We start from the raw sequence: 20,451 nt of genomic DNA, 5'->3' as shown, positions 1-20,451 counted from the left end.
AAATCAACACTTTTATGTCAATAAGATTATTCTATTGCGATTATTCGCCTTTTGCAGCTGCGATTTGAGCAGCAACTTCAGCAGCGAAGTCTTCTTCTTTCTTCTCGATACCTTCACCTACTTCTAGGCGAATGAATGAAGAAACTGTAGCGCCTTTCTCTTTAAGGTACTCACCAACAGACTTCTTAGGCTCCATGATGAAAGCTTGACCAGTAAGAGAGATCTCACCAGTGAACTTCTTCATACGACCAACAACCATTTTTTCTGCGATTTCAGCAGGCTTGCCTTCGTTCATAGCGATTTCTACTTGAACCGCTTTTTCTTTTTCAACAACGTCAGCTGGTACGTCTTCTGGCTTAAGGAAGTCAGGCTTAGAAGCAGCAACGTGCATAGCAACGTGCTTAAGTGTTTCTTCGTCAGCATCACCAGTTACAACAACACCGATACGGTCGCCGTGACGGTATGCAGATAGCTTGTCACCATCGATGTACTCAACGCGACGAACGTTGATGTTTTCACCGATTTTAGCAACTAGTGCAACACGAGTTTCTTCGAACTTAGCTTGAAGGTCAGCAATTGTTGCTTTAGTAGCAACAGCGTCGTCAAGAACAGTGTTAGCAAAACCTAGGAAGTTTTCGTCTTTAGCAACGAAGTCAGTTTGACAGTTAACTTCAAGAAGTGCAGCGAAACCTTCGCCTTGCTTGATAAGGATTGTACCTTCAGCAGCGATGTTACCAGCTTTCTTAGCAGCTTTAGCAGCACCACTCTTACGCATGTTCTCGATCGCTAGATCGATGTCACCGTTAGTTTCAGTTAGTGCTTTTTTACAATCCATCATGCCAGCGCCAGTACGCTCGCGAAGTTCTTTAACTAGGGCAGCAGTTACAGCCATTAGAATATCCTCAATTCTGAATTCGGTTTTTTGATAAGCGAATTACCGCTTGTAAAGAATATCAAGTCTTCATCACAATTGGATGAAGACTTGATGACAGCTAATTACTCAGCTTCTACGAAATCGTCGTTTTCTGCTTGAGCAACGATGTTGCTTTCACGACCTTCAGTGATAGCAGTTGCAACAGCGTTAGTGTAAAGCTGGATTGCACGGATCGCATCGTCGTTACCTGGGATGATGAAATCAACACCATCTGGGTTTGAGTTAGTATCAACAACAGATACTACTGGAATACCTAGGTTGTTAGCTTCGCGGATAGCGATGTGCTCGTGGTCAGCATCGATTACGAAGATAGCGTCAGGTAGACCGCCCATATCTTTGATACCGCCAAGGCTCTTCTCAAGCTTTTCCATTTCACGCGTTTTCATTAGCGCTTCTTTCTTAGTAAGCTTCTCGAAAGTACCGTCTTGGCTTTGTGCTTCAAGGTCTTTAAGACGCTTGATTGATTGACGAACTGTTTTCCAGTTAGTCAACATACCACCTAACCAACGGTGATTTACGTAGAATTGCTCACTTGAGATAGCTGCTTCTTTAACTGCTTCACCAGCTGCACGCTTAGTACCAACGAAAAGGATTTTACCTTTGTTAGATGCAACGTTTGATAAAAACTTAAGAGCATCGTTGAAAAGTGGAACTGTCTTTTCTAGGTTGATGATGTGAACGCGGTTACGTGCACCGAAGATGAACGGCTTCATCTTTGGGTTCCAGTAACGTGCTTGGTGACCAAAGTGAACACCAGCTTGAAGCATATCGCGCATTGAAACGTTTGCCATTGTATTTTCCTCTATTTAGTAGGGTTAGGCCTCCACATATCCCATAGCACCAACATGCTTATTGCGTATCTTTTTAGATACAAACATGCACCCAAGTGTATGTGTCGATATGTGTGTGTGTTAAAATTAAATTTTGTGTGTCTTAAGTACAAACAACCATCAAGATCAAATCGAGAAGATTTATTTGTAAAAAGACGGCGCGCTTTATACCATATAAAATAAATTAACTCAATGATGAGACCAAAATTTGCTCGTCATTGCTTTGTGAAAAATATGACTTGGAGTCTCAATGAGTGCAGTGATTAAAACCCCTGAAGAAATCGAAAAAATGCGTGTTGCCGGTAGGTTAGCGGCTGAAGTATTAGAAATGATCGAGGAGTATGTGAAGCCTGGGGTTACCACAGACGAGTTAAATACAATTTGTCATAATTACATTGTAGATGTACAAGGCTGCATTCCTGCACCACTCAATTATCACGGATTTCCAAAATCAATTTGTACATCTGTTAACCACGTCATCTGTCACGGTATTCCAAATGAGAAACCTCTTAAAGAGGGTGACATCGTCAATATCGATGTAACAGTTATCAAAGATGGTTACCACGGTGATACCTCTAAAATGTTCTACGTAGGCAAGCCAAGCATTCAAGGCAAACGTTTAAGTGAAATCACTCAAGAATCTCTTTATCTTGCAATTAAGATGGTAAAACCAGGTGCACGACTTGGTGATATTGGTGCTGCAATACAAAAATTTGCTGAAGGCTTCAACTACTCAATCGTGCGTGAATACTGTGGTCATGGTATCGGTGCACAATTCCATGAAGAGCCACAAGTTATGCACTATGGCAAGCCTGGTACTGGTGAAACATTAAAAGCGGGTATGTGCTTAACTATTGAGCCTATGGTCAACGCCGGCAAACGTCAGTGTAAATTACTTAAAGACGATTGGACTGTTGTGACTAAAGATCGCAGCTTGTCTGCACAGTGGGAACACACACTGCTTGTCACCGATAATGGTGTTGAAATCCTTACACACCGTAAAGACGACACGATTGATCGTGTGATTGAACACGTTTAAATCAAAATTCGCTGCTTGTGAATGCAAGCAGCACCCCACTTGCATTTCATCAAATTGGTTCAGTATTAGGTAAAAAATACCCAATTAGCCTATCAATCCTATAAAACCCGTAAAAAACGCGTCTTTGGCGCTTCAAGTCATGCCAATATACAAGTAAACTGAGTTCATCTTGTGCTCCAAGGATCTCTCGTGGCGTTACCAAATAAAGTAAAGTTGTTGCTTGACCAAGCCGAACAACTTGATGATTATAAAGGCTGTATGACCTACTTTTACAAGTGGCTTAATAATCAATTTTCAAAGCAACCAGTCAGGCTGCTGATTAAGGCACGCTCTGAATTCATTGATACCTTATTAAAAAAGCTATTTGTTCAAACCAGCCTCTCTGAATTTCCTCAACTGGCGCTAATCGGTATCGGTGGATATGGACGTGGCGAACTACATCCATTTTCTGATATTGATTTTATGCTGCTCACAGATGGAGAACCTTGTGATGATCTTCGCAACGCCTTAGAGATCTTTGTTACCTATTTGTGGGATTTAAACTTGGACATCGGCCACAGTGTCCGTACGCATGAGCAAGTTCTTGAGCAAAAAAGTAAAGATGTGCACTTCACAACAAGTTTGTTAGAAAGTCGCTTAATTTGCGGTAACCTTGTTGAGTTTGAGAGACTCAAAAGCCATATTGTGAAAACTCCTATTTGGCGTTCCGATGATTTCTTTATTGCTAAAGTCAAAGAGCAAAAGCTTAGACGTAAAAAGTGCCATGGTACAGCCTATAACCTAGAACCAAATATAAAAGAAAACCCTGGTGGATTAAGAGACTTACAGACTATTTTTTGGGTGGCTAAAAAGCACTTCCATGCTGAAACATTAGAAGAGTTGATTGGCCATGGTTATTTAACTCATGAAGAATACCAAGAGCTCATGGAGTGCTTGGAAAACCTATGGAATATTCGCTTTGCACTGCACCTTGCGGCTGGGCGCTGTGAAAACCGTCTGTTATTTGACTATCAACCGCATGCAGCTGAATTGCTTGGATTTGGCTCTGAAGGTAAGCCATCAGTTGAGCGCATGATGAAGCGTTTATTTAGGATCATGAGCCGTGTTCGTGAAATGAACCAGATGCTGCTCGCCTACTTTGAGCAAAGTATTCTTCCAGATCATGATGCACATGTCGTCACCCCTTTAGATGCGCATTTTGAACGTATCGGTAACAAAATCCGAGTAAAAGATCCCTCCGCGTTCTTTTTACGAGAAAACCTTTTAGTCCTTTTTGAGCACATCGCTGACAATACTGATATCACAGATATTGACCCAAATACCATACGCTCAGTCAGACAAGTACGCAGACGTTTGCTGGGTGATTTGCAAGACTACGCCGCATGCCGAGATGCATTTATGCGCTTGCTCAAGCATCCAAATGGCATGGGAAGAGCATTCACGCTGATGCACAAACATGGCATTATCGCAGCGTATTTACCACAGTGGCGAAGCATATTTGGGCAAATGCAATTTGACTTATTTCATGCGTATACGGTGGATGAGCACACTCATAAGCTAATTAACAATATCCATAAATATCGCGACAAGCAGCTTAGTAAAGATTTCCCTATCTGTGCGGAGATCGTGACACGAATGGATAAACCCGAGTTACTGTATCTGGCCGCTATTTTCCACGATATTGCCAAAGGGCGTGGCGGTGATCACTCAGAACTGGGCGCTGTTGATGCCACTGCATTTGCTAGCATGCATAAACTGACGCCTTCAGATGCCAAGCTTGTAGCTTGGCTGGTTGAGCACCATTTACTCATGTCGGTAACTGCACAGCGAAAAGACATTAATGACCCTGATGTCATTAATGAGTTTGCCTCAAAAGTTAAAAACGAACGCCAACTTGATTATCTCTATTGTTTAACAGTGGCGGATATCCGTGCGACCAATGACAACTTATGGAATGATTGGAAAAACACTTTATTGCGTGAGCTCTACTTGCATGCGCAACGTGCATTGAGGTTGGGTCTAGAGCACCCGATGGATATGCGTGATCAGATCCGTGATAAAAAAGCGCAAGCCATGGAAAGGTTGCTCGAAATCGGATTCGATGAAGAAAGCGTCGCACAGCTTTGGGCGCGCTTTAAACCCAACTATTTTACAGGCTTTAGTGAAGAACAGATATCATGGCAAAGTGAGTACCTACTATCACTAGGAGAACAAACAAAGTCAGGTGTTGCTGTATCCGAAAAACCGATGCACGGTGGTACACAAGTATTTGTATACGCGCCCTATGAAGCAAGCTTGTTTGCCAAACTTGTATCTGTTATTGGTAGTAAAAAAGCACAAATTCAGCATGCACAGGTCATGACTACCAAAGATGACTATGTGGTATTTAGTTTTGTTATCTTAGAAGTTAACGGCGATGCCATTAGCGGGAGCCGAGCGAAGACCTTGCGAAGAGGACTCGATAGCATCTTGATCGATCCGAAGAAAAAAATACGCTTGAAGAAAAACCGCTCACAGCGATTTAAAGATTTTAATATCAAACCAAAAGTGATTGTCCGTCCACATGCACGTGACGATAGAAACCTAGTCGAAATTCAAGCCGTGGATATTCAGGGCCTATTAACCAAAATTGCGGAAGTATTACAGGTTCATAACCTACATATCCACGCTGCACGGATCACCACAGTTGGGGAACGTGCAGAAGACTTTTTCGTAGTCTCAAACGAACATTATTTAGCATTGAGTGAAGATGAAAAAACCGCTTTACATCATTCATTAATGAAAAAATTAAACGCCGAATCTGAATAAAAGAGGAAACTATGTCGGATTTAAAAAGTATTATTGAACAAGCGTGGGAAAACCGCGATAACATCACACCATCTGCTGTTGCACCTGAAGTTAAAAACGCAATAATTGATTCTTTAGAGCTACTAGATAAAGGCGCAGCACGTGTTGCTGAGAAAGTCAGTGGTGAGTGGGTTGTTCACCAATGGTTAAAAAAAGCAGTGTTGCTATCTTTTAGAATTCGTGACAACCAACCAATGAATGATGGTGTGAACCAATTTTACGACAAAGTACCACTGAAGTTTAGCGATTACACACCAGAGCAATTCCAACAAGGCGGCATGCGTGTCGTACCAAATGCTGTCGCTCGTCAAGGCAGTTTTGTTGGTAAAAACGTTGTATTGATGCCTTCATACGTTAACATTGGTGCATACGTTGATGAAGGCACTATGGTCGATACATGGGCTACTGTAGGCTCGTGTGCGCAAATTGGTAAAAATGTACACCTGTCTGGTGGTGTTGGCATTGGCGGTGTTTTAGAGCCTCTACAAGCTAATCCAACCATCATTGAAGACAACTGCTTTATCGGCGCGCGTTCAGAAATCGTAGAAGGTGTGATTGTTGAAGAAGGCGCTGTTATTTCAATGGGTGTTTATATCTCTCAAAGCACACGTATTTATGACAGAGAAACTGGTGAAATTCACTATGGTCGTGTGCCAGCTGGTTCTGTGGTAGTGCCAGGTTCACTACCTAGTAAAGACGGCACCCACAGTCTTTATGCCGCTATCATCGTGAAAAAAGTAGACAAGCAAACACGCGAAAAAGTCGGTGTTAATGCCCTACTTCGCTCTGTACAAGACTAACTCATACCGAGCCGTGCGCAACTTAGCTGCACGGCTACTTTTCAATTCAAGCGTTCAACTCATTATTTTCAACCATGTCAATCTGTGATTAAAATAACGACACACCCAAACATGGAAAGACATAATGATAATAATATTCCGCAAGTACCTTCTTTGCGTATTCATCTTATTTTTAGCTGGATGTGCGAACACCACAACTGTTCACATTTACGCTAAATACATCCCAGATGAATCTCGTATTCAATTAAAGCAAGCCCTAGAAGAAAATGGTTTCAACGTCGAGACCAATACTCTCGATTTCCCAACAAGCATTTCCCAAAATACAATGCTTCATTCGCTCATGCTGCAAGATCCAAATGCAGTAGAAGCTGCCAAGCAAACGGCCAACAAAAGTGGTTTTAAGATCTCAGATATTCAAGCACTTAAAGAGGGTAACCATTGGTACACCAAAAACGCCATTGCAATTTATCCCTTTCCAAAAGATAAACAAAATAGCCCGCTCCTTAAAGCAGACTTGGCACAGCATTTTAAAACTGCCTCATGTGACAGCGAATATAAGCTCAAACTCCATAAAAATGGTGCCTATGAGATCTCTGGTGAGAATGTTTCAGAAGAAAATAAAGGATTATTAAAAGGTACTTGGCACTATGTGCAATATCCATATATGGAGCTAAGACCTTACAAAGGCATTAGCTGGAGCCGCTATTTTGAAATACATCAACTAGTCACTCAAGATCAAGTCAGTGAAATTGAATTAATACAACTAAAGCCAGTTGAAAAACACTACGTAAGCCAACATTGCGTATATGAGTTCGGCACGCGTCTTTAATTTTTAAGTTCACTGAATAAAACAAAAAAGGTGAGCCGAAGCTCACCTTTTACTTTTATCGCGACTGCCTGTTTACAGGCCGCGATTCATTTCGTCAAATTTAGCTTCTATCGTTTTTGAAGGCGGTGCCGTCATTAAGCTCACAGCCACAATCGCAATTGATGCTGCAATGAAGCCTGGTACGATTTCATAAATGAATCCGCTTGGGTTTTGACCTGCAATTGTAAATGGCGCATAGATCCATACAAGCACAGTAACAGCGCCTACAACCATACCTGCAAGCGCACCTGAGAAGTTCATACGTTTCCAGAACAAGCTAAACAGTACCAATGGGCCAAATGCTGCACCAAAGCCTGCCCACGCATTGCTCACTAAGCTTAAGATTGTGCTTTCTCTGTCGTGAGCAAGATAAATCGCTAACACAGAAACGGCTGCTACGCTAATACGACCTACCATGACCAGCTCTTTATCTGTGGCATTCGGTTTGATAAATACCTTGTAGAAGTCTTCAGTTAAAGAGCTAGAGCTCACCAATAGCTGTGATGAAATCGTGCTCATAATCGCCGCTAAAATAGCAGCCAGTAAGAAGCCTGCAATCAATGGGTGGAACAATAGTTCAGACAAGACAAGGAAAATTGTTTCAGCATCTTTAACAACAATGTTGTTTTCATGCGCATAGGCTGCACCAAACAAACCCGTTGTGATAGCACCAACTGTGGCTACAATCATCCAACTCATGCCAATATTTCTTGCAGTCGGCATATCTTTAACACTGCGTACAGACATAAAACGAACAATGATATGAGGTTGACCAAAATAGCCTAAACCCCAAGACATTGCCGAGATAATGCCAATCACGCCACCAGCACCCACCCAAGTGAGCATATCTGGATTTAACTCATTTAGCGTCGCCACAAGTGGCTGTTCTAATAGGCTAAATGTCACTAGAGGGACTAAAACAAGAGCAATAAACATGATACAGCCTTGTACAAAGTCCGTTAGGCTCACAGCTAAAAAGCCTCCAAATAAGGTATAAAGCACAACCACACCAGTTGTTACATACAAGCCCGTTTCGTAGCTCATACCAAATGAGTTTTCAAATAGTTTGCCGCCTGCTACGACGCCAGAAGAGGTGTATAAAGTGAAGAACACGATAATAACAATGGCAGAAACAATACGCAGTGCGTTACTGTTGTCTTCAAAGCGATTTGCAAAGTAATCTGGAATCGTGATCGCATCGTTGGCGACCTCGGTGTAGACACGTAGTCTTGGTGCGACAAGCAAATAGTTTAAGAATGCACCAATTACCAAACCAACCGCAATCCAAGTACTGCTGAACCCTGTTAAAAACATTGCGCCAGGCAATCCCATTAAGATCCAACCACTCATATCTGATGCGCCAGCTGAGAGTGCCGCAACGCTAGGTGGTAGATTACGACCCCCTAACATGTACCCAGATACATCATCGGTAGATTTACGATAGGCATAAAGGCCAATAGCTAACATTGCAACAAAATACAAAGCCAGCGATATCATTGTGCCAATTTCCAAAATGACCTCCGTTAAAAAGAGCTTCTCTCCGAATAACAGTAAACTTACTCCTTAACTGATATTGGAACAAAAGCCAAAAACAAAGGCGCACTATATCACGCCTCCTCTTTACCCCCAAGCAAGTCTACGCAAATAGCTGTTATTGCACATTTCACACTCTAAAATATTACCCTTTAGTACCAAAATACTAAGAAAGTGTAAATTTAATAATGAAATACGCTTTATATTGCCTTATATTGAAGTGAAATGAAGTAACGATTGGGTGTCTTGTTCCATGTATTTTTATGCCGCTAGGCAACCTATTTTAAATATAAATAAAGAAGTCGTCGGCTATGAACTGCTGTTTCGTGATGGCGTAGATAACGTGTTTCCTAATATTGATGACGTAGAGGCTACATCAAAATTAATAGAGGGAAGCCAGTTCAATTTCGGCTTAGAAGACCTAACCGACTCAAAGCCTGCGTATATCAACTTTACACTTGAAACAATTCTAAAAGGCTACCCCACCATGATGGGGCGCGATCAACTAATTGTCGAAATTTTAGAGACGGTGCAACCTGGTAAACGACTGTTGGCTGCAGTGCAAGATCTCAAAGAGAAAGGCTATAAGCTGGTCCTAGATGACTATAAACATCAAAAAGTTTGGCGTCATTTTTATCCCTATATTGATCAAATTAAAGTTGATATGTTGGTAACCAGTGTTGATGAAATTCATGAACTCAAAGAGGCCATAGCACCACATAAACATATTGAGCTCGTTGCCGAGAAAGTCGAAACTTACGAACAGTATCAACTCGCCCTTGAACTGGGTTTTACACTTTTTCAGGGGTTTTTCTTTGCCAAGCCAGAAATGGTGCAAACCAAAGCATTGCCCCCCTCTGAAATGGCATTGGCAGAGCTTTTATATGAAACATCTAGTGTCGATGTCGATTTAAAACGCATTACACAAGTGTTCGAGCGTGATGTAAACCTGAGCTACAAATTACTGCGTTACTCAAATTCAGCCGCCTTCAAACGCAGAGCTGAAATATCCACAATCAAGCAAGCATTGGTTGTACTCGGTAATCAAGAACTGAAAAAATTCCTCTCTTTATTGTTCGCTTCTCAAGTTGCCTCAGATAAGCCCATGGAGCTTATTCGACTTTCGCTAACTCGGGCAAGATTCTGTGAGCTGCTCGCAATCAAACACAACCAAATGCGCGATACCGGTATGGCATTTTTGACCGGTATGATGTCCTTAATGGATGCCATTTTAGATGAAAGCATGGACAGTGTGATGCAAAAGCTCCCTTTAACTATTGATATTAAAGACGCTTTGTTACAAGGAGAAGGCGTGCTGGCGCAATATCTAAGTCTTGTCATGGCGTACGAAAAAGCAAATTGGTCTGATGCTTCTCAATTGACTGAACAGTTAAACCTGCAAACTCAGTCTTTGCCCGAGTTATACTCTGAAGCTTTACAGTGGTGCGACCAACAAGTGGAAGCCATGGGCATTTAACCCATGCTTTTACTACTTCATGTAGCGGTGATGTCTAACATCATCGCTATGAAACTCAAGATTTTTGAGCTGAATCAATTTTTCAAAGCTTTGTAACCTAGTGCGACATTTTGTCACATCCCAACCTGTTCCCACATCAGTAAAATACGCCTCAGAATAAACTATTGGTAATAAAATCAACTGTCTTACTAAAAAGTTATGTTGATATGCAACTCTGAGGATATACATGAAAAAGCGTCTGATCTGTACCGCAATAACCGCATCCATTGCTTGGCAAGGGCACGCACAATCTGAACAAACGATGGAACACATCGAAGTCATTGCCCCTATGCATAGCCCGCTCGATATCAAAACAGATCCCAAAGCCACGAGACAGCCTTTACCAGCACAAGATGGCGCAGATCTGCTCTCTAGTATTGCTGGTTTTTCGCTAGTCAAAAAAGGCGGCGCGAGTAGCGATCCTGTTTTTAGAGGCATGGCAGGATCTCGTATTAAAATTATCACCGATGGCGGTGTCACATTAGGTGGCTGTGGAGGTCGTATGGACCCACCAACTGCTTATATTACACCGCAGACTTATGACACTTTAACCGTCATTAAAGGACCGCAAACCGTCTTATATGGTCCAGGTAATAGCGCAGCAACTGTCGTCTTTGAACGTGAATCAGAGCGCCTGCTTGAGCGCGGTACAACAGGTTTTGTTAACACCACTCTGGGAGACTTTGGAAAACGCGTTATAAACAGTGATATCAAAACTGGCACTCAAGATTACTTCGCGAGAGTTGCCGCCAGTTACAGTGAGGCTGACGATTACCAAGATGGCGACGGCACCAGTATTCATTCAGCATATGAAAAATGGAATTTGGATACACAATTTGCATACACGCCAGATGATACAAGTTTATATAGTTTAAGCCTTGGCCGCAGTGATGGTGAAGTGGCCTATGCTGACAGAATGATGGATGGTAGTCTCTTTGATAGAACGCAAGTGGCTTTACAAATGTCAAAAAGCGAGTTGAGTGGTTTTGTTACGAGTATTGAAGCCAATGTGTTTTACAACAACATAGATCACATCATGGACAATCACAGTTTGCGCCAATTTATGCCAAATATGATGATGAAAACGCCTGTGTCCTCTAACCCTGACAGAAGAACTTTCGGTGGTAAAGTCTTACTCAATTCAGAGCTCAATGACAAAACTGCTCTGGCCTACGGATTAGATCATCAACAAAACCGCCACCGTATTCGAATTGGTCGAGATCTCGAAAATACCCCCGTTGAATCATTGACTCGTCTAGAGACGGCAGAATTTGAGCAAACCGGTTTATTTGCCGAAATTGAATATAGTCTAAGTCAAAACAGCCAGTGGGTTAGTGGATTAAGGGTTGACGATTGGCAAGCCACAGATAGACGCCAAACTCGCACTGTGATGATGAAAGTTGTGCCTAACCCAACGGCAGATATGACACGTGATGATACGCTAATCAGCGGCTTTACACGTTATCAAGCACAAACAGAAAACAGCAGTTATTATATTGGTGTTGGATGCACAGAGCGTTTCCCTGATTACTGGGAAGTAATGGGCGGCGGCCGTGGTGCTGTTGATAGTCCAAGTGCATTTCTCGTCGACCATGAAACAACAAATCAGTTAGATATTGGTTGGCTTGGTCAGTCGAGTGCTTTTACTAATTCAGTCTCTGTATTTTTCAACCGTATCGATAATTACCTCCTTACTGATAACCTGTATGAAAAAATGGGAATGGCCAGTAAAGTGACTCGCAATATTGATGCACAAACCTATGGTTTCGAGGCTGAGAGCCGCTACAACGTCAATAAAAACCTCATGGCAACAGCGAGCATAAATTATGTCAAAGGCGAAAATCGCACTGACAATATAGCCCTTGCCCAACAACCTCCTTTGCAGCTCCGCTTTGCTCTTAGCTATACCAAAGAAAAATGGCAATTTGGCGGCTTATGGCGCGTAGTCCAAGGTCAACATCGAGTAGCGATAGGCCAAGGTAATATTGCTGGTCAAGACATATCTCAAAGCCACGGCTTTGGCACATTGGCGCTCAACACGTCTTATTCACAATCAGATGATTTGGTCTTTAACTTGGGTCTTGACAATGTATTCGATAAAACCTACGCAGAGCATTTAAGTCGCTCTGGCACAATGGTAAGTGGATATTCACAAACTAGTAAAGTAAATGAAGCTGGTCGAACGGTGTGGCTGAATATGAACTGGAAGTTTTAAGCCACTCTTATAAAAGTAAAAAGCCAGCATATGCTGGCTTTTTAATTAAAGGTTTTCTAAGAAATCATCATCAAAATCTTCAGGCTCTTCTTCCATTGGCGGATTGCCATCGTGCAGCTCAAATAGCTGTCTTTGAAAGTAGATATCCTTTAAAAACATGTACGGGTCTAACGCTTCGTTAAGTAGCTTTTCTTGCGACATCAATGATGCACGTGCTTCAACAGCTCTCAATGCAAATACAATCAAAGTTTGTGGCGTCGTCAGTGCAATCTCTGGCAGCACGATGTTATCAACGAGATCACCTGTGGTATTTCTCACCGTTGATGGTCCCATGGCAGGTAACATTAAATATGCACCATCTCCTACGCCCCAAACACCGAGTGTCTGACCAAAGTCTTCGTCTTTGTGCTCAAGGCCTAGCTCTCTTGCAACATCAAAAAAGCCTAAAATACCCACGGTTGAGTTAATTAAAAAACGTGCAACATTAATCCCTGCATCTCCAGGTTTTCCCTGTAAGGCTGAGTTTATTGCATCCGTTGGCGCCGCGATATTGGTGGTAAAGTTAACAATACCACTTCGCACGGGTGCTGGCGTGATGGCCACATATCCCTTCGCCGCTGGACGCAAAATATAAGCATCAAGCACATCCATATTAAAGTCATAGATGGGTCTATTCATGGATTGCAAGGGATCTCGAGGGTCTTCTTTTACCTCAGGGACCTGTGCGCAGCCTACAAGCATTAACGCAAGCGCTGCACCGACAATTTTTTTATACATTTAGCTTCCTGTGCTGGTTATAACACGACTTATAATGACATTAACCTGTTGGCGTGTATCCTTATTTATCATGATCACGTCGGAGGTGCCTTCAAGCTCACCAGCTTGCGTCATCACCGAGTCATCAACAGAAATACGCGCCGTTATCACAACTTCATTAAAGTTTGATAACTTCAGATCTGGCAACATTGCCATACTATCATTCAAAGTGACAACTAAAGGCAAGTTAAAAACTGTAAGTTTTTGCACTGCAAGTGGCATTCTCGGTCCGTTTGCTGCTTTTGCGAACACAAACAAGGTTGCATTGTCTGGTAATTGACTCACTAGCTTATCATCAATGCGCACCTGCACACTCAACTGAGGCCCAGATCCTGAATACACAGGCTCGGTTTCTCCGAGCTTTTCTGCGATCTCATCAATACGCTGTTTGATCATCGCGTAACGTGGATCATTAGGTTGTACAGTTGACAGTAAAACCTCAAATGCAGATTTCGCTTCAAGCCAGTCCTCTCGCTCATACGCAATTAATGCCAACAAAGAAATCGCATCAATGTTTTGCGGCTCAGCCCTAAGTACACGAGATAACATTCGTGCAGCTCGGTTAATACTTGGCTCGGAACCTTCAATTAATAGCGCTTGGCTGTAATTAACCAACACATTATGATTATCAGGCTGCATTATCAATGCTTTATCAAACGCTTGCATCGCCATTTCATAATCGTTTAATGACATGGCGACACGCCCTAACAACATCCAAGCAACGGCATCATCACCACTGTTGGCTAGTTTAGTTCGCAATCCCAGTGCAAATGCTTGCAATTCGTTAGCCGATAAAGGCTCACCGGTTTGCAGCACAGCCCTTTCACCATATTCAGGTAGCTTTTCCACCGCTTTTTGCCAATTGGCTATTTGCTGATGGCTACCTGTGAAATAGTAAAAAACACTGCTGACAACCACAGTAAACGCAATGCCTGTAGCACCAAGCACTAGATTATTGCCACGCGTATCCAGTGTTTGCTCTGGAGACAACTCATTTAACAGCCGTCTTTTTAACTCAATGACGGACTCTTCAAAGTCATTTTGACCAATGCGCTGATTTTCTAATTCGCCTTTTAGTTCATCTAACCTTTGATGATATATTTCAATACGTTGTGCATTGGCATCATGATCAACTGACACCACTTTTTCTTTTCGAAGAAAAGGCATAACCACAAATAGGCAACTCAAGATTGCCAGCAACGCAAAAACACCCCACATTTGAGTCAACTCTATCATTGCTGGCGCTCCTTACGCTGATACTGTGCAATCAACTGTTCGAGTCTTTCATCATCTGCTGCGCTCCACTGCTGCTTTTTTGATGCTTTCTTTTGTCTAAACACGATAAAACCAAAACCTAATACAACGATAACCACTGGCAGTACCCACAAAATGATAGTCGCAGGTGTCACAGGTGGCTGGTAGTGCACAAAATACCCGTATCTATCAATCATATAGTCGATAACTTCTTGCTTAGAGTTACCCTCTTGTACTAGAGCCACAACCTTATCACGTAAGTCTTTTGCAACAACCGCATCTGAGTCAGCAATATTTTGGTTCTGACACTTTGGACAGCGAAGTTCTAATGTCAGCTCTTTAAATGTTTGTGCTCGCTCAGCATTTTTAAATTCATACTTATCTTCAGCAGCATTGGCAACTGTGGCACTTAACAGCAATATCATCACCAACAGCATCACATGTCTGGTCTTCATGGTTGCAACTCCTCAAGGGCAGGTAAGAACTTATTTCGCCATACTCGCTGGTTAATATCTCCAGTGTGATGCAGCAAAATTGTACCTTCCTTATCAACCAAAAAAGTCTCAGGTGCACCCGATACCCCAAGGTCCAGCGCAAGACTGCGCTCTAAGTCCAAAATATTGAACTGATAAGGGTTACCCGCTCGGCTTAACATGGTATCGACTTCTTCTCTGAGTGCATTGATATCGAAATGGTCACCAAAATCTGGGTCATAGGCCTGCTCATAATACAAACCCACTATTTTAACGCCCTGCTCACGCAGCTTAGTTAAATACCCCAGCTCAGCAATACATGTAGGACACCAAGTGCCCCACACATTCATCAAATATACTTCACCCAGTAACTCTTTTTCTGTCCAGCGCTTATTTTCATCCATTAAATCAGGCAAATTAAAGCTCGGCATAGTTTGCCCTAGTCGACCTGTTTGTAACTCTCTGGGGTTACCAAACAAACCTTGATATAAAAATACGCACAGCAAAACAAAAATTAAGAACGGCAAAAAGCCCAGTATTTTTCGATTCATAATTAAACTTGAGCCTCTTTTTTCACACGACGACGATAGCGTTTATCTGCCAGCACGACGAAACCTGCCAAGGAAATCAAAATCCCGCCAAGCCACATCCAGCGAACGTAAGGCTTATGATAAATCCGTAATGACCAAGCTCCTTGGCTCATTTGCTCACCTAAAGCCAGATACAAATCACGGAAAAATCCATCATCGATGGCCGCCTCTGTCATAAATTGCATGCCAATATCGTATAACCGCTTTTCGGCATAAAGCTCTGTTACAAACTCATCGTTTTTAAGCACAGTTACGACCCCAGCATGGCCACTGTAGTTTGGTCCTCGGATCTCTTTGACGCCATCAAAGCGATATTGGTACTCATTTAAGGTCGCAATATCTCCGGGCTTCATAGCAACAGCACGTTCTACCGAATAAGCAGAAGTCAAAGTTACACTGGCAATCACAAAAGCGAGTCCAACATGACCCAGTACCATGGCCCAGTAACTCAAACCGAGTCGTTTGAAACCTTCTGAAATAGATGTCTGCAATGACACTTTTTGCAATAAATCAGCGATGGTTGAAAACACAATCCAAACCGCCAGTGCCGTCGCCATAAAAGTCAGCGCAGAGACTTGCTCATAACTAGAGAACAACCATGCGGCCGTCGCCACAAGACTAAGCACAACATTGATCAACCATTTTTTTGCCAACGGAGACAGTGTGTTTTGCTTCCAGCGCAACATTGGGGCAATCCCTAACAACAATGCAAATGGCACGATTAAAATGGCAAACATCTGATTAAAGAAAGGTACCCCAATTGAAATTGAACCAAGGCCTAATTCTTTGTGGATCATTGGCAGTAAAGTCCCTAACAATACAATTAAGGTCGCAACCACTAAGAAAATATTATTGAGCCACAAAGCCACTTCTCGAGAAGCAAATCGATAACGACCTTCGCTATGAACTTGAGAAACTCGTGCGGCATACAAGGCCAAACTGCCGCCAACAACCACAGCCAAGAAAGATAAAATGTACAAACCTCTATCAGGATCTGTAGCAAACGCATGTACAGAGACGATAATGCCAGAGCGAACAATGAAGGTGCCCAACAGACATAAGCTAAACGCGGCAATAGCCAGCAATACGGTCCAAGATTTAAATACCCCGCGTTTTTCAGTCACTGCCAACGAATGCAGCAAGGCTGTGGCAACTAACCAAGGCATCAACGAGGCATTCTCAACGGGATCCCAGAACCACCAGCCTCCCCAGCCAAGTTCAGCATAAGCCCACCAACTGCCTATGGTGATCCCCAAAGTTAAAAATGCCCAAGCAACCATGGTCCAAGGTCGAGACCATTTAGCCCAAGTATTATCTAGCTTGCCTGTTAATAATGCGGCAATGGCAAATGAAAATGATACAGACAAACCCACATAGCCCATATATAGCAGCGGTGGATGTATGATCATACCGGGATCTTGTAACAACGGATTTAAATCACGTCCTTCAACAGGAAAGTAAGGTAACAGACGCTCAAATGGGCTCGACATCCACAAGGTATACAACATGAAACCAACGCCAAGGAAACCCAGTACGCCCAGTACACGTGCTCTGAGCACCCAAGGCAGTGACTTTGACATTAATGCAACCAATGCAGTCCAGCTAGATTGCATCACTAGCCAGAGTAAAATCGCACCTTCATGTCCGCCCCACGTTGAGGTCACCTTGTAGTACCAAGGTAAGGTGCTACTTGAATGGTGTGCCACGTACGCAACGGTAAAATCATCCGTCAACGTGATATAAATAAGAATGCCAAATGAAAACAATACAAATAAACACTGCCCGATTGCCAAAGATGGGGCTGCACGCATCAACCTTAAGTTCCCAGTATATGCCCCCCAAAGCGGGAAAATACAAAGAAGCAGGCTCAGTGCCATAGCTAAAACTAGCGCAAAATATCCTATTTCTGGGATCATACTAGTTCTCGCTATTTAAATTATATTTAGGTTTTTCGTGCTTGATCCCTTTTACTGCCTCAGCCACTTCAGAAGGCATATATTCTTCGTCGTGCTTTGCTAAAACTTCAAAGGCTTCGATTACATCAGGTTCAATCAAAGTCCCCTGAGCAACAATCCCCTGCCCTTCTCGAAACAGGTCAGGCAAAATACCTTGATAGCGAATGGTCACAAGTGGCCCTGTATCAATGAGTTTGAATTCAACATCTAATGAAGTCTCATCACGCACCACTGAACCAGGCACAACCATACCGCCTATACGCAGCTTTTGGCCAATTGTTGGTTTCTCTAACTCTGGCCCTTTACCATTCACTAACTCGCTCGGTGTGTAGAATAAGTTGATATTTTCTTGCAATGCATACAAAGTCAAACCAACCGCTGACCCAATACCAAAAATCACGGCAAGGACAGTAAACAACCGCTTTTTACGTCTTGGGTTCATACCTGTGCCTCCATTTCTTTGGCCTTTTTAATTCGTTCTTCTCTGGCCATTTGAGACTTTACTTGTTGTTTTAGTTGTTTGCCTTCGTACAGCGAGCCAAATAACAGGCCCAATATGATGACGGCACAGCTACCAAAAGAAAGCCAAACATAAAATCCATAACCACCCATGGCGATAAAGTCGCTAAATGATTCAAACTGCATAATCAACCTCGACTAACTAATTGACGGACCCAAGGACGATGTTTTTCGACCTGTATAATTTCATTTTTTAGACGGATCAAAGTAAGCATCCCAACCAGTGCTGCAAACCCTAAAATATTAATCAGTAAGGGCCAAAGCATCGACGGGTCAATTGCTGATGTATCAAATTTAGTGATAGCGCCTCCTTGATGAAGCGTATTCCACCACTCTACCGAAAAATGAATAATCGGTAGATTAACAACCCCTACAATCGCTAAAATACATGCTGCTTTACCGCCCGCTTTTTTATCTTCAAAAGCATGGAATAGCGAGAGCACACCTAAGTACAAAAATAATAAGATGAGTTCTGAGGTAAGCCTTGCGTCCCACACCCACCAAGCGCCCCACATTGGCTTGCCCCATGCAGATCCGGTGATAAGCGCAATCGCAGTCATCGCCGCCCCTACTGGCGCAATTGCAATGACAGCCAGTTCAGCATTTCGTAGCTGCCAAACCAATGCAATGATGGCAGCTATAGCCATAGAAGAGTATGCCCCCATCGACAAAATAGCCGAAGGCACATGAATAAAGATGATCCGGTAACTATCCTTTTGTTGGTAGTCTGCAGGGGCGTACGCAAGCCCCCACACCCATCCAACCACAATACATAGCACGGACACCACAACAAAGTACGGAAGCAAAGTGTTACACAATTGGTAAGCACGCTCCGCTTTGGCATAAGGATGTAACCACTTCCACATTTTAACTTACACTCACTCTTAAAGCTGACGATATAGCAATTGGTGCGGCGACTAAAGCGACGGCTAACATCGCACCAAGGATTGCAAGCTGCCCACTATATGCTAAAGACATGATGCTAGTATCAATAGCGGACGTTGCAAAAATAAGTACTGGGATATATAGCGGTAAAACGAGTAAACTCATTAAAATACCGCCCTTTTGCAAGCCAACAGTCAGGCCTGCTCCAATGGCACCAATAAAGCTTAATAATGGGGTGCCAATTAGTAATGTTAATATGGTTGCACCGAGCGCTTGCGACTCTAAGTTCATCAACATAGAAAACACAGGCGCCATGACCACCATGGGGAGTCCAGCCGTTGTCCAATGTGCCGCGACTTTCGCTAATACAGCCAGCGGCAATGGATAGGGGGAAGCAATCAGCTGCTCTAATGAGCCATCCATGTAATCGTCACGAAAAATCTTATCTAACCCTAACATAGTTGATAAAAGCGCTGCGACCCAAATAATCCCCGGTGCCATTCTCGCTAATAACCCCGGTTCAGGGCCAATCGCAAGGGGAAATAAAGTAATGACAATCAAGAAAAACAGGAGCGGATTAACGATTTCAGCCCGTTGGCGAAATGCCAGCGTGACATCTTTTTTATAAACGGAGCAAAATAGCGTCCAATATGAATTGCTTACTTGCATCAGTGGCGATACTCCAAAACCAAGGTTTGCAAAGAGCTAAACGAGTTGGTGAGATCTTGGTGAGTTGTTAACAAAATAGCGCCACCGTTATCCAAATGCAGTTGAAATTGCGCTTGTAACATAGCAACACCCTTTTTATCTAAGGCAGTAAAGGGCTCATCTAAGATCCAAAGTTTGGCATCATTAAGCCACAAACGCACCAAAGCTACACGACGTTGCTGACCAGCGGATAAAGTTCTGACGGGGACATCTTCTAAGCCGACAAGACCTAGCTTGCCAAGGAGGTCATATATTTCCGTTTGTGCGCTTTTATAGCCGTGAACAGTGAGCCAATGCATGACATTTTCATAGGCTGTGAGCTGCTGATTAACACCTGTTTTATGTCCAATAAACAGCAAAGACTGAGCAAAGCCATCGTAGTCTTCATTAATATTTTTCTTATTAAACAGAACACTACCTTCATCTGGCTGAGAAAAACCGGCTATTATTCTCAGCAACGATGTTTTTCCTGCACCATTTGGGCCTTCTATTTGCATGATTTGACCAGATAACAATGAAAAGTTAAGTGATTCGAACAAACAACGGTCTTGTTTGATACAAGTTAAAGCCTTAATCTCTAGCAAAATTTGTTATTCTCACGACCCTAAATGTGGGCGTAAGTCTATCATAGTGATATTGTAATACGAATAATACCTTGTGACCGATTAC

19 protein-coding genes are annotated in these 20,451 nt (G+C 42.8%); 6 read left to right on the top strand and 13 right to left on the bottom strand.

The window, feature by feature from the left end; translation table 11 throughout:
* Nucleotides 1-40 precede the first annotated feature (40 nt).
* Both tsf and rpsB read right to left on the bottom strand, forming a co-directional pair.
* Nucleotides 41-892 (bottom strand): translation elongation factor Ts, encoded by an 852-nt coding sequence (gene tsf, locus QNM16_RS00555; RefSeq protein WP_046355137.1) that lies wholly within the window; start codon nt 890-892, stop codon nt 41-43.
* A gap of 104 nt (nt 893-996) precedes the next feature.
* Nucleotides 997-1,725, bottom strand: a complete 729-nt coding sequence (gene rpsB, locus QNM16_RS00550; RefSeq protein ID WP_063362921.1) for a 30S ribosomal protein S2 — start codon at nt 1,723-1,725, stop codon at nt 997-999.
* Nucleotides 1,726-2,014: 289 nt separating this feature from the next.
* Here rpsB and map point away from each other — a divergent pair, with 289 nt between their 5' ends.
* From map to QNM16_RS00530, 4 genes are all read left to right on the top strand, one after another.
* Nucleotides 2,015-2,803, top strand: a complete 789-nt coding sequence (map, locus tag QNM16_RS00545) for a type I methionyl aminopeptidase (protein ID WP_284018658.1) — start codon at nt 2,015-2,017, stop codon at nt 2,801-2,803.
* Between the two features lie 189 nt (nt 2,804-2,992).
* Nucleotides 2,993-5,611, top strand: a complete 2,619-nt coding sequence (gene glnD / locus QNM16_RS00540; RefSeq protein WP_284018657.1) for a [protein-PII] uridylyltransferase — start codon at nt 2,993-2,995, stop codon at nt 5,609-5,611.
* A gap of 11 nt (nt 5,612-5,622) precedes the next feature.
* Nucleotides 5,623-6,450 (top strand): 2,3,4,5-tetrahydropyridine-2,6-dicarboxylate N-succinyltransferase, encoded by an 828-nt coding sequence (gene dapD / locus QNM16_RS00535; RefSeq protein ID WP_284018656.1) that lies wholly within the window; start codon nt 5,623-5,625, stop codon nt 6,448-6,450.
* 124 nt (nt 6,451-6,574) lie between these two features.
* A complete protein-coding gene (locus QNM16_RS00530) occupies nt 6,575-7,279 on the top strand; it encodes a hypothetical protein (RefSeq protein ID WP_284018655.1) in 705 nt (234 codons plus the stop codon).
* A gap of 72 nt (nt 7,280-7,351) precedes the next feature.
* On the opposite strand, the gene putP is transcribed toward QNM16_RS00530, so the two are convergent.
* On the bottom strand, nt 7,352-8,830 hold the full coding sequence (gene putP / locus QNM16_RS00525) for a sodium/proline symporter PutP (protein ID WP_284018654.1): 1,479 nt from the start codon (nt 8,828-8,830) through the stop codon (nt 7,352-7,354).
* A 274-nt stretch (nt 8,831-9,104) separates the two neighbouring features.
* On the opposite strand from putP, the gene QNM16_RS00520 reads away from it, so the two are divergent.
* Both QNM16_RS00520 and QNM16_RS00515 read left to right on the top strand, forming a co-directional pair.
* A complete protein-coding gene (locus QNM16_RS00520; protein WP_284018653.1) occupies nt 9,105-10,328 on the top strand; it encodes an EAL and HDOD domain-containing protein in 1,224 nt (407 codons plus the stop codon).
* 226 nt (nt 10,329-10,554) lie between these two features.
* The gene (locus QNM16_RS00515) at nt 10,555-12,582 is read left to right on the top strand and encodes a TonB-dependent copper receptor (RefSeq protein WP_284018652.1); all 2,028 of its coding nucleotides are present in this window, start codon (nt 10,555-10,557) and stop codon (nt 12,580-12,582) included.
* 45 nt (nt 12,583-12,627) lie between these two features.
* Here QNM16_RS00515 and QNM16_RS00510 read toward each other — a convergent pair whose 3' ends face one another.
* Genes QNM16_RS00510 through ccmA form a run of 10 tightly spaced genes read right to left on the bottom strand, consistent with a single transcriptional unit; the run spans nt 12,628 to nt 20,366 of the window.
* Complete coding sequence (locus QNM16_RS00510) at nt 12,628-13,359, bottom strand: MlaA family lipoprotein (protein WP_284018651.1); 732 nt, start codon at nt 13,357-13,359, stop codon at nt 12,628-12,630.
* Entirely contained in the window at nt 13,360-14,634 is a 1,275-nt protein-coding gene (gene ccmI / locus QNM16_RS00505; RefSeq protein WP_284018650.1) for a c-type cytochrome biogenesis protein CcmI, read from the bottom strand.
* Nucleotides 14,631-15,107, bottom strand: a complete 477-nt coding sequence (locus QNM16_RS00500) for a cytochrome c-type biogenesis protein (protein WP_284018649.1) — start codon at nt 15,105-15,107, stop codon at nt 14,631-14,633. The genes ccmI and QNM16_RS00500 overlap by 4 nt, the downstream gene beginning before the upstream one ends.
* Entirely contained in the window at nt 15,104-15,676 is a 573-nt protein-coding gene (locus QNM16_RS00495; protein WP_063362911.1) for a DsbE family thiol:disulfide interchange protein, read from the bottom strand. The genes QNM16_RS00500 and QNM16_RS00495 overlap by 4 nt, the downstream gene beginning before the upstream one ends.
* A gap of 2 nt (nt 15,677-15,678) precedes the next feature.
* Nucleotides 15,679-17,631 carry a heme lyase CcmF/NrfE family subunit gene (locus tag QNM16_RS00490; protein ID WP_284018648.1) on the bottom strand — a complete coding sequence of 651 codons (1,953 nt, stop codon included), beginning with the start codon at nt 17,629-17,631 and terminating at the stop codon, nt 15,679-15,681.
* 1 nt (nt 17,632) lies between these two features.
* Entirely contained in the window at nt 17,633-18,112 is a 480-nt protein-coding gene (gene ccmE / locus QNM16_RS00485) for a cytochrome c maturation protein CcmE (RefSeq protein WP_063362909.1), read from the bottom strand.
* Nucleotides 18,109-18,315, bottom strand: a complete 207-nt coding sequence (ccmD, locus tag QNM16_RS00480) for a heme exporter protein CcmD (protein WP_211037279.1) — start codon at nt 18,313-18,315, stop codon at nt 18,109-18,111. The genes ccmE and ccmD overlap by 4 nt, the downstream gene beginning before the upstream one ends.
* Nucleotides 18,316-18,317: 2 nt before the next feature.
* Complete coding sequence (locus QNM16_RS00475; protein WP_063362907.1) at nt 18,318-19,055, bottom strand: heme ABC transporter permease; 738 nt, start codon at nt 19,053-19,055, stop codon at nt 18,318-18,320.
* A 1-nt stretch (nt 19,056) separates the two neighbouring features.
* Nucleotides 19,057-19,743 carry a heme exporter protein CcmB gene (ccmB, locus tag QNM16_RS00470; protein ID WP_063362906.1) on the bottom strand — a complete coding sequence of 229 codons (687 nt, stop codon included), beginning with the start codon at nt 19,741-19,743 and terminating at the stop codon, nt 19,057-19,059.
* Nucleotides 19,743-20,366 (bottom strand): cytochrome c biogenesis heme-transporting ATPase CcmA, encoded by a 624-nt coding sequence (gene ccmA / locus QNM16_RS00465; RefSeq protein ID WP_284018647.1) that lies wholly within the window; start codon nt 20,364-20,366, stop codon nt 19,743-19,745. Before ccmA ends, ccmB begins: the two co-directional genes overlap by 1 nt.
* Nucleotides 20,367-20,451: the final 85 nt, after the last annotated feature.

It is taken from the genome of Pseudoalteromonas umbrosa (assembly GCF_030125375.1).
In the GTDB taxonomy this organism is placed as follows: Bacteria; Pseudomonadota; Gammaproteobacteria; order Enterobacterales; family Alteromonadaceae; genus Pseudoalteromonas; species Pseudoalteromonas umbrosa.
This window is presented reverse-complemented; position numbering and strand designations above follow the sequence as displayed.

Excerpts from the sequence above, each read along its gene's own strand:
- tsf (WP_046355137.1), bottom strand. The coding sequence starts at position 892 with ATGGCTGTAACTGCTGCCCTAGTTAAAGAACTTCGCGAGCGTACTGGC.
- rpsB (WP_063362921.1), bottom strand. The coding sequence starts at position 1,725 with ATGGCAAACGTTTCAATGCGCGATATGCTTCAAGCTGGTGTTCACTTT.
- map (WP_284018658.1), top strand. The coding sequence starts at position 2,015 with ATGAGTGCAGTGATTAAAACCCCTGAAGAAATCGAAAAAATGCGTGTT.
- dapD (WP_284018656.1), top strand. The coding sequence starts at position 5,623 with ATGTCGGATTTAAAAAGTATTATTGAACAAGCGTGGGAAAACCGCGAT.
- QNM16_RS00530 (WP_284018655.1), top strand. The coding sequence starts at position 6,575 with ATGATAATAATATTCCGCAAGTACCTTCTTTGCGTATTCATCTTATTT.
- QNM16_RS00520 (WP_284018653.1), top strand. The coding sequence starts at position 9,105 with ATGTATTTTTATGCCGCTAGGCAACCTATTTTAAATATAAATAAAGAA.
- QNM16_RS00515 (WP_284018652.1), top strand. The coding sequence starts at position 10,555 with ATGAAAAAGCGTCTGATCTGTACCGCAATAACCGCATCCATTGCTTGG.
- QNM16_RS00510 (WP_284018651.1), bottom strand. The coding sequence starts at position 13,359 with ATGTATAAAAAAATTGTCGGTGCAGCGCTTGCGTTAATGCTTGTAGGC.
- ccmI (WP_284018650.1), bottom strand. The coding sequence starts at position 14,634 with ATGATAGAGTTGACTCAAATGTGGGGTGTTTTTGCGTTGCTGGCAATC.
- QNM16_RS00500 (WP_284018649.1), bottom strand. The coding sequence starts at position 15,107 with ATGAAGACCAGACATGTGATGCTGTTGGTGATGATATTGCTGTTAAGT.
- QNM16_RS00495 (WP_063362911.1), bottom strand. The coding sequence starts at position 15,676 with ATGAATCGAAAAATACTGGGCTTTTTGCCGTTCTTAATTTTTGTTTTG.
- QNM16_RS00490 (WP_284018648.1), bottom strand. The coding sequence starts at position 17,631 with ATGATCCCAGAAATAGGATATTTTGCGCTAGTTTTAGCTATGGCACTG.
- ccmE (WP_063362909.1), bottom strand. The coding sequence starts at position 18,112 with ATGAACCCAAGACGTAAAAAGCGGTTGTTTACTGTCCTTGCCGTGATT.
- ccmD (WP_211037279.1), bottom strand. The coding sequence starts at position 18,315 with ATGCAGTTTGAATCATTTAGCGACTTTATCGCCATGGGTGGTTATGGA.
- QNM16_RS00475 (WP_063362907.1), bottom strand. The coding sequence starts at position 19,055 with ATGTGGAAGTGGTTACATCCTTATGCCAAAGCGGAGCGTGCTTACCAA.
- ccmB (WP_063362906.1), bottom strand. The coding sequence starts at position 19,743 with ATGCAAGTAAGCAATTCATATTGGACGCTATTTTGCTCCGTTTATAAA.